Below are 12,078 nucleotides of genomic sequence, written 5' to 3' on the forward strand. Positions count from 1 at the left end.
GGAAAATCTCGAGCTTAACTACGGCGAAACCATTCAGATGCTCAATTTACAGTCCCCTCATGATGTCGGCCTGTTCGGTCGCATCAATCCCGCTCAAACAACGTTCGCCATCACCACGCCGGAACCCCGTATTGCCGCCGGCGGGCCGCACTATGCTTTTGAGGTTTTTCCTGCAAGACCCGGCCTGAAATGGGCTGTTGAGCACTTGCGGCGTCTCGCTGTCGGCGTAGGTACGATCGATGAAGACACAGGGGTCTATACACCTCCGGCAGTGCACCAGGTCCAGGGGCGTTTCACCCGTGTACGGGTCACCGCAACCGACCCTGTTACCCAGTTCAGCAGTTCTGCCTTGGTGACGGTAGTCCGCTCGCGCTTGACGATCAATCCACTGATTCAGATTTGCGATAAAGACGAGCGTGTACCGTTAAAGCTTGGCTATCTGAAGGACGATGAGGACAGCCCTGCGCCTACAGTCGTCATCAACAATCCGGTTCCGGGGGAGAGCGGTTCTATCGAATCCAATAATGGCGTTTACACCTATGTCTCGAATAAAGAAGTCGTCGAAGGGAAAACCTATGTGATGGATGAACTCGTGGCGACTTATAAAGGGTATACGGCGTCGGTTTACATGGTGGTTACACAGACAACTCCCGCGATAACCATCCAGGCCCCTGACAGTTTGGAAGGATTGACAGAAGTCGCTTTAAGAGCCATAGCCAATAACAGGGATATTACCGAACACGTTGAATGGAGTATTGAATTCAACGGCCCCGGCTCATGGCACAGCGAAACCCCAGGCGTCTATAAGGTTGACGAAATGGCCCCGCAGGCTTTCGTGTTCATCAGAGCGTCCTGGGACTCGGTGGTTATAGGTGTACTTGAAGGTCATCTACTGCTCGCGCTGCCCTTGCTCGATATTCCCGATGTGCCGCTGAGTGTTGCCGCGATTGAGGGCGGGACAGGCCTGGCTTATTGATCTGTATAACGACTTGCTTGCAACCCATTTATTAAATGAGGAAAGTAGCGATGGCCAGTTATTCGGTAACCGAACTGTTAGGCTGGATGCAGGGCACCAGTCAGATGCGCGAGTGGGATGCATTGTTTGCCTTGTCGGGTCATTCGGTGAACCAGGCGCTACAAAAGGACCATGCACTCCGATTGAGCCAGGGCATAAGCCTGAATGGCATCACCGGAAGTTACGAGGTGCCGGATACTCCGCTTACCCATCACTTGATCGGGTGCTCATTGAGTTATCCCGAGATTTCCTTTCCATCAACGTCGTATGTATCGAATGCCGTGGGTTCATCCCTGCAAGTGAGCGGCGGTCAAGAAGTGATCACGCAAAAAAAAATTGATCAACAGCTTATCCAGTCGGTTTTTCTCTTTAGCCCACTTAATGCTTATAAGTTGGTCACAGACGAGCAACCGGTTACTTTCCAAGAGCCAGCAGCCGGACGCGATGCGCAGGTCGTGCTGGACCTGACGCTGGCAGAAGAACTCAGGCTGACGAGTTCGCCGGTGCCGGAGGAACAGGTCGCTGGCGGCAAGTTCTTCAAGGCGCAATTTGAAGCCTTGGCCGATGAACGTTCCGTATTTTCGTTGGCCAGGTTCCCGGATCAGGAAAATCCTTTCCTGTGTATCAAGTCCATTGATGTGGGCACTCAATCGAGCGGCGAGGTCGCGGGCGAAGGGGCGTTGCTGTTTTATCAAACCATGGCGATGGGCAGGCCCGGCAACAAACCGAGCGAATACCGATACCTGATCGCCAATGACGCCGATAAGGACTACGCCAGCACCGCGCTGTTCTCGTCCAGGCTGATCAATCGGGCCGCGTTCGGTGGGGCACTGTTGAGCATGTTTGGCAGCAATCACTTCGAACTGATGGAAGACGATGGCCGTGTGATAGGCATGAAAGCCACCTCGGGCGAGTTGACCATTACGGCTCGCGATTATAAGGACAATCTTTACGACTTTGGCTGTGACACTTTTGGTATCTCGCTGGTGCAAGGAGCTCAGCCACTGACGGCCGAATTTGAACTGACTCGGGCCGTTCAGCACTGGCAAACCAGGGCCGATGTGCCACTGCGTTATCGGCTCCAGGGCAGCACGGGTGGATGGACCTCTTTTACGGTGACGTTCACCTTCAGCCTTGAGCAGGTGTTCCGGATGATGGTCGATGAGTTCGCGCCGTACGAAGTCGGTGCCGAGTTATTTGTGCCACGCACGCAGACGCCGGACGTGACGTACATCAGTGGCCTGCCGGATAACACACCGCAACTCCTGCGCGACCGGATCGTGGCGTTTATCGGGCATGCAGTTAAAACCGCGTTGATCGAGCAGTATGCCGAATGCCTGACGGCCACCGGTACCCAAGTGTTTTTGGCGGATGTAGACCTGGCGAGTGCCCACCGGTTGCAATCGGAAGTCGTGGCGCTCCCACTGGATTATGTCGACTTTGGCCGGGTTCTTTCCTCCAGCGCCTCGTTCACGATCCGTGCGCCGAAAACGCTGTTATTGCCTGGGGAAATTGTTTCGTTCGAGGTGGAACCGGCCGCCCCCGGAGTCAGTTTCACGGTAGAGGCGCCGGGTGCTTTGGATCCTGGAAGGATGACGCCTGAAGGGGAGTACCGGGCACCGCCGGCCCATACACTGGGCGCAGCCCCTCTTCAGGTACTGGTCATTGCCCATGATGAGGCCAGTGACGAGCGAAGTGTGGTCGTAGTAACGGTGATCAGGGAAAGTCTTGTGGTCAATCCCGTTATTCAAGTGTGCAACCCGCAGGATCGCATTTCGTTTTTGGCGGGCTCCATCGGTGGCGGATCATTGACGTGGGAAATAAAGAATCGGGTACCGGGCGAAAGTGGAGATTTGGTCCCCAATCCTGCCACCGGTGGATACGACTATATTGCCGCCGACGAGATCACGGGTGAGGCCGCCTTTGTTTTCGATGAAATCAACGTGACCGATGAAGACAGCGGCAATACATGGTCAAGTTATGTGGTGGCACAACATAAAAACACGATAATGGTTATAAAACCCGATCTTGAATCTTCCGCCGAAGGTGAACTTCAGTTACGCGCCACGATTAACCACTTTCCCATCGAGGCAGAGTGGTTCCTCCCCTTTGACGGTCCCGGAGAAATCGATAGCGATACGGGGTTGTATCGTGAAGGCGGACCCAGTGCACAACCTTGCGTCGTCATTGGCGCAAAATGGGTTGAACCCGTGCTTGGTCTATTTGAAGGTTACACCATCGTGCCATTACCGTTAGCCGATTCAGGCGCGGTCATTCGAGCGTTGAGTTTGTAATCCATCCTTTTATTGGAAGAGGATTTATCATGGCTACGTTGAATGAAGTTCTTGCGCTTATGCAGGGTAGACTGACTACCCGGGGTTGGGATGCATTATTCATATGCGACCGCCTTCGCATTAATTATCTTTTGGAACAGCAATATGTAACGCGCTATGAAGAGTTCACTTTCTTACCCTATTTGAATGGTCGCACTGTCATTAACGCGTCTGAGAGTCAGTCTGTCGAGGTTAAATCAATCGTTCTCGGTGCGCCGAAGGTGTCTTTCGAGAGTGCGACCTTAGCGGACTCCAGCGCTACGGTGACGATGAATATCGTAGGCGGGGAAATCAAAACGTGGCAATCTCGAGTGGGCGCTTCGGACACTCTATTGTCCACGGGTTACATCACCGAACAACAGGGTTTCACCCTGACGATGAAGGTCAACTTGTTCTTGGTGGTGGCTGAAGTCGACCGGCAAGGCCGTATCACGATGGATTTGAAGGGGGCCAGTACCTTTACCTGCGATCTCTTGGGCGGAGAGCACGCAGAGCGCCTCGGTGTCTATTTTAAAGAGCAGTTTGACAAATTGTCGTCGGACCAGACGGTGTTTCAGCTGGGACGAATCGGCCTCAAGGGCTACCACGGGCTTGCCCCAAGGCGTTTCCGCCTGCGGACTCAGGCTGCACCCGGAGCGAAGGTCAAAGGTGCGGCAAATGAAGGCGATGGTGTGGTGCTCGCATTGATCGAACTGCTGGCCGGTAGTGGCCCGGGGCAAGAACTCGGTGTCGACTTTCCTTACTTGATGCCCGATGACACCAATCCTGGTGGTGATCGCAAATACACCGCCTTGTGGGTGTTATCCCGGGACATGCTGAGGTATGCCAACAATAACGACGTGGAGTTACCGGCGCATCTATCTTTCCCCGGACTGAATTTCTACGAAGAAGTCTCGCAACACACACCTCATGACCTGGTGTCGTTTGGTCGCATCAGCCCCGCACAGACCAGCATACGCCTGGAGCCCGCGTTCCCAGTCATCGAGGCCGGGGGGCGACAGCAATTCCAGCTACTCGATTGGGAAGGCAGGACGCTGACGGCCAAAACGTGGAAAGCCGTCAGCCTGCAAAGTCACTCCGAGGACGGGCACGGCACCATAGACAATGGCTTGTATAGGGCGGTGTCGTCGCAACGTATTGGCTACCACTCGTTGCGTGTGCTGGTGACGGCTACCTATGAAAACAACGGCAAAACCTACACCGCCTCGACTTTGCTCAGGGTGGACTACAGCAAGGTGGAAATCGCGCCGAAACTGGTGACCCACTTGCTCAAGAAGGAACCTGGCGAAGTTACACTGAACGCGACCGCGATGGGGCAGGAAGCCCGATGCAGCCTGCTTGCGCCGCTACAAGGCAGCCTGACCAGGGTTGCCGACACGCAGTGGCGGTTCGTGGCCAGCGCCGAGGCTGAGCTCAAGAGCTTCTCGATTCAGAAGGTGCTGTGCGAGACGCTCGGTGCTGACGTCAAAACAACGCAATCTACCCTGGTGCTGGACAATGCCCAGTCGTTTTTAAACGTCGAGCCGGCTGTGGTGGAGCGTCTCAACGCCGCCAATACGGTGCAATTGAACCACGATGTTTCTCTGATGCCGCAGGTGCCGCGGCGGTGGCGAGTGGTCAGTGGTGTCGGCAGCGTGGACGAAGGGCTTTACACCGCCCCACCGCAAGGGGTGGAGCAGACAAGCGTGGTGTTGTGCGAAGTCGTACGTAACGGCGTGGTGTTTTTCCGGGGCTACAGCGTGATTGGCGAAAAACAGCAGGACCCGGATCCGACTTGGGAAGTCCCCCTGGCCCTGTTCACGATCAAAGTGGTGGGTGGGCCGGAGCTGGAAACGCAAGGTAATGTGCTGGCCAATGGTTACCAGCAACTTCATGTTCAAGTCAGCACCCAGACCAATGGTGTGTGGGATCCAATAGACGAAGAGCTCAAGTACTACAAACTGAGTTTGACGGAGTTGGCAAGCATGCGCCTGCTCTACAAAAATTACAATGAGCTGCCTTTTATACCGGTGGAAGATCTGGGAGTCGATCCGGGGGCGTCACAAGAGTTGCAAGTGCATAAAATCCTCAGTCCTCACTTCGACCTGGCCATTCCAGCTAACCCCGGCCAAATACCGAATGCCGACGCTCTGCGAGCAAATGATTCTCTGGTCGAGCAGGATTTCTATCTTCATTCCGTTGCGCCCGTCAATACCACCGCAACGCTGCATGCCAGATTTCAGAAAGACAGCGCCGATGGCGGTGGTGAGTGGATCGATACAGCGAAAGAGGGGGAAGAGGGCATCGGTAAACGAATCACTGTCAGGTCCGTGAAGCCTGCAGAGTTTGTATATGATCTCACTCGGGTGCGCATAGCCGGTGGCAGCGGAGGCGAACCTGGCAATGATAACGCTGACTTCGATATGATTCTTAACAGCCAGGATTGGTGGACGTTCAAGTGCAGGGGGCAGGACTTTATCATGCTCGAATGGCTACTTCCTGATCAATTAGAACCGGGTGTTCCGAATTTTATTAACGTGTCTTCCATTCGCTGGGAAAGCGAAAAGCTGGAGGAGACTATGTTTAGTTGGCTGGGCTATTACTTTGAAGATGTTACTGGAAATAATGATTTAAAAAACAAGGTGGCTTTCGATGATTTAATGCCTGATGTTGTAAAAGATCCCCAGCTTCTGGATGTTGCCAAATCCACTCGGTATGAACCCTTCACCTTTGCTGTTTTACTGTGTCGAAACGATAACATTCCGTTCATTTTGCCTCGCGCCCATCCGCGTCCGCGGTTGGATCAAGATTTGAAGGTTGCCTTGCGAGACAAAAACGGCAATCTTCACAAACAGAGAATTTCATTCAAGCCCAAGGGAACCTATTATCATCGTAATTATCTGGATAATACGGCTTTATGATCTTACCCCTTCGTCCTTGATTGGTCGAACGTTTGCAGGTGACTGACAATGAACATTTTTACGAAAATAGGCGCCGGCTTGCTGATTGTTGCCGTTCAGGCGGTGACTGTCGTCCTGGCTCAGGGAAGTATTAAACTATATCAAAAAGGAAGTATAGAAGATCCTGGTAACACATGCGTTATTGCTATTCCCGCTTCATATAAGGACTATGATATGTCATATCATGGTTGCAAAAATGATGTGTACAGCTTTTTTACCCTCGACAATGTGGCGTCTGCCGTGAGGATTGCCTTCGGTTCGGAAAAGGACTGCCGAGTTACAGGGCCGGGCTATACGGGGGATTGGTACTATATGGTGAAGACCTATATTCAACCCACTAATACATCCTTGATTTCACTTCCGGGTGTAGTGGCATCGGCGATACCAGGGCAACTTCTCAAGCCGGGATTGATGTTTGTAGAGGGGAAAAACAAAAATAATAAACCTGTCGAAGGTAAGCTGTCCTGTCTTTATATATGGCCAGGTACGCCCGCAAGTTAATCATGCTTACCTAGCGCTCACTTTTGGCGGTGAAATCTAAAAGCAAGCGGTTGGGAAACTCAAGGTTACTCAATATTGGCGCGTGGTTTTCTGAGTTTGTTTCTTTCCAGAGGTGGCAATCATGACCGACTCCACGGCGGTACATTCCAACGCTTTCAATTTCATGAGTTACATAGCGGGCGGGGTTGATCCTCGAACCAATCAATACACTTTTTCCATCAACTTCCCCGAATTCAAACCCAACTTCTTGAACGGTCCGCTGCTGTCCCTGGCCATGGGCTTCAATCCCATGAACCGTCATGACAGCGGTTACGGCACCGGCTGGAACGTGCAGCAATCGCAATATCGGGTTCAGCGGCAAATCCTGACCTTGAACAGCGGCGAGCGTTACAAGGTTACGGCGCAACGGGAGGAAGGGCTTCTGGTCGAGCTTCTGATGAAAGAGAAAAAGCTCAACACCTTCCGTTTTTATCGTGATAAAGACGACGATCAACTCTACCGGCTGGTGCATAAGTCCGGTCTGGTCGAAGAACTCAGGGTCCATGGCCGGGGAGACGATGCGGTTGCCTTGCCTGTCCGGATGATCGCGCCGGAAGGTCATGCGGTGACGCTGGGGCACTTGCCCTTCGGTGCCCATGATTTCCGGCTTGCGAGCATCAGTGATGAGCGCGGCGATTTGCTGAAGGTAGACCGTCAGGAGGGCAGCGTCATCCTGGACCTGCACCCCACTGCCGGCGCCAACGGCACGCCGTTGGCGCGCTATTCGATGACGCTGGATTCCGGCACCGAGAAGTACGTCAAAGTCATTACTTTGCCGAGCGAAGCGGGTCGCAACGTTGCCTGGCGTCTGAATTACAGGCCAGTGGGCGAATACACCTGCATCGTGTCGGTGGAAACGCCACTGGGCGGGCGGGAAGAAGTGGTCTATGACGCGCAGGGCCATGAGTTTCCCACCGGCAGTGGTCGTCAGCCCATACCCCGGGTGAAAGAACACCGGGTGTTCCCTGGCAGCGGGCAGCCCATGGTAGAAACGCATTACAGTTTCACCGACGGTTCGACCTACCTGGAGACCAATAATTTCCTGGGTCGCAATCTGGCGCTGAGTTGGAACGATGAAGGGTTGGATAACCTCTATCAGTTCACTGGCAGCCATTACGCCTACGGTTGCACCGAGCACCTGATGGATGGAGGGGTGGAGGTCCAGCGTATCAAACGTACCTTCAACCAGTTTCACTTGCTCACCCTGGAGACCACGACGCGCAACACGGCACAGCAGGAGGTCGAGACTGTGTATGGTCAGATCCCCGGTGGGTTCGATGGCCAGCCAGACTGGTTTCAACTCCCTCACGAAGTCACCAACCGCTGGCGGTTGGGTAGCCAATTACGTAGCGAAAAGTCCAGCAGCACCTATGACAGCTACGGCAATCTGTTGGTCCAGACCCATCCCACAGGTGTTGTCGAAACCAGTTTTTACTACGATAAGGACGGGGAAGATGGCTGCCCGAAAGACCCCGATGGCTTCGTGCGCAATCTCAAAAGTCAAACCCAGACGCCCGCTCCTGGCTATGTGGCTGGTGCGCCGACCCTACGGACCGATTATCGCTACGTGCTGTATCCATCGCTGGACGGCAGCGGACGTTCGTCGTGGCTGGCGCTCGAACGTGAAACGCTCACGCGAACGGCTCCCGGCGCCGTCATGGAATTACGTAGCACGACCTATGAGTACTACCACGACAAGGACGACGCGCAGGCGCATGTGGTGCATGGACGCCTGAAGCACCAGTCGGTTGCGTTGAATGGAAAAGCAACGATAACCGCCTACACGTACGGGGTGACGATGGGCACCCTGGCCGACGAGACGGTTCTGCAAACAGTGGAAACGCTGACGACAGACTTCGATCAGGTGCACAAAATCATTACATTGGAAAGCTCGCTACTCAACGGCGAGTCGCTGCTTGAGCGCGACGACAATGACGTAGAGATACGCCGCACTTACGATGTGCTGAATCGGGTCACCAGTGAAACCGTGGCACCGAACGACCCACGCTACAAGGCAACGCGCAATTATGAATATTATCTCTCCGCCAGCATTGGGCAACGGGCCGAGCAATGGTTGTTCGACGTCAAGGGCGTGAAGACCGTGACGGCATTCGATGGGCTTAACAGGGCGGTTTACGAAGAGCGCAACGATGCCGACAGCAGCCAACCGACAATGCGCCAGACCTATGCCGCCCAGTACGATGTTTTCGGGAACCTGATCGAGCAGACCGAATACGATTGGTGGGGAGCGCAGGCGAAACCCTTCAAGACACGGTTTCTGTTCGACGACTGGAATCAGCCCTTCTGCGAGATCGGCCCGGACGGCGTGGAGCGCTATAAGCAAGTCAATCCGATTGGTGATCGAAACTGGTCAGGCCCGATTGAACGAAGCTGGGAGCAGGATTCGACGAAGGTCCACTTCAGCGGGGTCACTGAAACGCGTCTCAACCTGTTTGAAAAGCCTGTCCAGACAGAGCGTCTGGCCTTGGATGAAAGTGTAATCAGTCGGCAAAAGTATAGTTATGACGGGTTGGGACGGTCGGTGAAGGAAGAGTTGGGCCTCAGGACTCCGTTGCGCGTTACCGAGTACAGCTATGATGCTTTCGACCGTATGACGCAAACCATCTTGCCTCAAGGTGCCAGGATTGTGCGCGAATATGCCGAGCACAGCGCTGAAGATTGGCCTACACGCATCAGCGTGGATGGACAGGAACTGGGAACGCAAACGTTCGACGGGCTGGGCCGCATGACCGAGTCGGTCACCGGAGGGCGTTTGCAACGCTATGAATACGATCCGCAGCAGACCCGACCTAAGACCGTGACCCCCGCCAGTGGTCAAACGGTCGAATACCAGTACATGCCACAGTTGAGTGACGAACCTCTGCGTCGCCAACTTTCAGGTGGGGACATCTGTAACTACGAGTATGACCCGGCCAACGCGCGATTGACGAAGGCCAGCGTGGGCGGGCGGACACTGGCACGTACTTATTTCAGTTTTGGCGAGCCCAAGAGCGAAACCGTTGAAGCGGATGGGCAAACTTTCGCGATGGCCTACGAGTATAGTTTTCGCAGTCGTTTGCTCAGCTATACCGATGTGCTCGATCAAATACAGCAGTATGAATATGACCCTAAAGGTCGATTGGAGCGTACATCCTTGGGGACGACTTCGTCGGCCTTCACTTACGACGCCTTGGGGCGTGTCGCTACCATCACCACGCAGGACATCGTCGACGGCGCACCGGCGAGAACCCTTGGTATCAGCCTTGAATACGATGAGTTTCATCGTGAAACAAAGCGTACGTTCGACCTTGATGGTGTTGTCCAGGTATTGGATCAGGTATACGACGAGTTTGACTGTCTCGTGCGACGCACCTTGACCGAAGGCCCCCAGACGCTGCGTGACGAAACCTATGCCTATGATCTTCGTGGACGCCTGGAGACGTATACCTGTGCGGGCAGCCAACCGCCAATTGATCCGTATGGCAACAGTCTCTCGGGGCAAACCTTTATCTTCGATGCGATGGATAATCTGATCATCGTCATCACAGAGACGGTCGATGGAAAAAACAACATGGCCGAATATCATTATGAAAACCCGCAAGACCCTGCCCAACTGAGTCGAGTCACCAACTCAGGGGATGCGGGGCATCCAGACGAGCTGGTGCTTTCCTATGATGCCAACGGTAACCTGATTCAAGACGAGCAAGGCCGAGTCCTGGAATATGACGCGCTTAATCGGCTGCTCAGTGTGAGTGAGTCCGGATCGGGTAAAACGGGTAACTTCCAGTATGATCCGCTGGACCGGTTATCCAATAACGATGACGGTGGCGGTTCCCAGCAACATTTTTACAAGGGCGATCACATCGCCAACCTTGTGGACGGGGAGCGGAGCAGTACCTTCATGCGCGGCGATGACCATTTATTGGCAGAGCGTCAGGGCGACAACACGCTGTTACTGGCCGGTAATTTCACCAACAGTGTAATGAATGAAGTCAGCTCCGACTCAATCCATTCTCTTGCTTACAGCCCTTATGGCCATCGTAGCGCCGAACAACCTATCAGTACCGAACTGGGTTTCAATGGTGAACTGAGGGAGGCTCAGACCGGAGGATATATGCTGGGAAAGGGTTACCGGGTGTATAGCCCGGTGCTCATGCGATTCAATAGCCCGGACAGCTGGAGTCCATTCGGCAAGGGGGGGCTCAATGGGTATGCATACAGCCAGAGGCCGCTCGATGAGGTAGACCCTACGGGGCACTTCGTTGTTAGCGCGGCGTTGGGCGCCTTGCTTTTAGGCGTTATAGCTGCCTCCACAAGTGTTGGTGCGGCTCTCACCGACGACAACACGGCTCGCATTGTGTTTAGCGCCATTGCTTCGGTAGCGGGGGCGGCGTCGATTGGTTTAGGCGTGGCAGCATTTAGATTTAGGATGCCCCCAGCGCCGAATAGAATGCCCGTTGCGCATCCACGGTCTCGCGCTGGAACTGCTTCTAGCCCTACAGGCAATGTGCCGAGACCGACTAACGATCCATTCGCTGGTGCTACTGCTCGCCCGCTTTCTGCATCGGCTGGCGATCCATACGCTCCTACTACTCCCCTTCCTTCTAATCCGCCGAATTATTTTAAATCAACAGGAATACGAGGAATCATGCCACCGCACCCTGGAGAAGCACCACCTAGTTACTATGACCCTAATTATAGGCCCGTGCCGCAGAGTGGGGACAGTGACCAGAATAATATTCGAATGGCTTTATAAGCCTAACCCGTGCATCGCCATCCCTTCACTGTGCTGTTAAAACCCAGCGTGTTCATGACGCATGGATTTCCTCATTCTTCTTGCATGAACGGCATCACGGGATAGGCGCCTTGAAATACAAAAAGCCCTGTCACAGTGGACAGGGCTTTTTACTTGGTGCGCCAGGCATGGCGCGTTGCGCGCAAGCGCAACCAGCTTGGCTGTGGTGGCCACGCTGGTGACTTGGAGGTGCAAGTCCTCTACACACCCGGCAAGGGGAAGTGTTAGCCAGAGGCAAGGGTGTCGCGGGCGACTGCGAATCTGAAGGAAGCCCGAGGCAAAATGCTGGCCTGACGAACAGGAAGCGGATTAGGCGGCACAGCGGGGTAAGAAGGCCAATATCTTCAAAGCCCGATACTTGCACGGAACGCTGTGACGTAGATCCGACAGGCATAAGCAGGAAGGTCGCGCGAATTACCCTGGGAGATCTGTTTAGCCTGCCATGTGCTACCGGCG

Annotated in this window: 4 protein-coding genes and 1 pseudogene; all 5 read left to right on the forward strand. The window is 54.2% G+C overall.

Annotated elements, in window-relative coordinates:
• Nucleotides 1-976, forward strand: a pseudogene (locus BT116_RS29630) (hypothetical protein); the annotation flags it as partial.
• Nucleotides 977-1,026: 50 nt separating this feature from the next.
• Entirely contained in the window at nucleotides 1,027-3,309 is a 2,283-nt protein-coding gene (locus BT116_RS29635) for a hypothetical protein (protein ID WP_072349301.1), read from the forward strand.
• A gap of 29 nt (nucleotides 3,310-3,338) precedes the next feature.
• Entirely contained in the window at nucleotides 3,339-6,248 is a 2,910-nt protein-coding gene (locus tag BT116_RS29640) for a hypothetical protein (protein ID WP_072349303.1), read from the forward strand.
• Between the two features lie 48 nt (nucleotides 6,249-6,296).
• On the forward strand, nucleotides 6,297-6,788 hold the full coding sequence (locus tag BT116_RS30930) for a hypothetical protein (RefSeq protein WP_139209468.1): 492 nt from the start codon (nucleotides 6,297-6,299) through the stop codon (nucleotides 6,786-6,788).
• 121 nt (nucleotides 6,789-6,909) lie between these two features.
• Complete coding sequence (locus BT116_RS29645; RefSeq protein WP_072349305.1) at nucleotides 6,910-11,583, forward strand: RHS repeat domain-containing protein; 4,674 nt, start codon at nucleotides 6,910-6,912, stop codon at nucleotides 11,581-11,583.
• The last annotated feature ends 495 nt before the right edge of the window (nucleotides 11,584-12,078 follow it).

Source organism: Pseudomonas sp. NFACC16-2, assembly GCF_900119205.1.
Classification (GTDB): domain Bacteria; phylum Pseudomonadota; class Gammaproteobacteria; order Pseudomonadales; family Pseudomonadaceae; genus Aquipseudomonas; species Aquipseudomonas fluorescens_Q.

Bases quoted from the DNA above. Each gene is read 5' to 3' on its own strand.
- BT116_RS29635 (WP_072349301.1), top strand. From the start codon at position 1,027: ATGGCCAGTTATTCGGTAACCGAACTGTTAGGCTGGATGCAGGGCACC.
- BT116_RS30930 (WP_139209468.1), top strand. From the start codon at position 6,297: ATGAACATTTTTACGAAAATAGGCGCCGGCTTGCTGATTGTTGCCGTT.
- BT116_RS29640 (WP_072349303.1), top strand. From the start codon at position 3,339: ATGGCTACGTTGAATGAAGTTCTTGCGCTTATGCAGGGTAGACTGACT.
- BT116_RS29645 (WP_072349305.1), top strand. From the start codon at position 6,910: ATGACCGACTCCACGGCGGTACATTCCAACGCTTTCAATTTCATGAGT.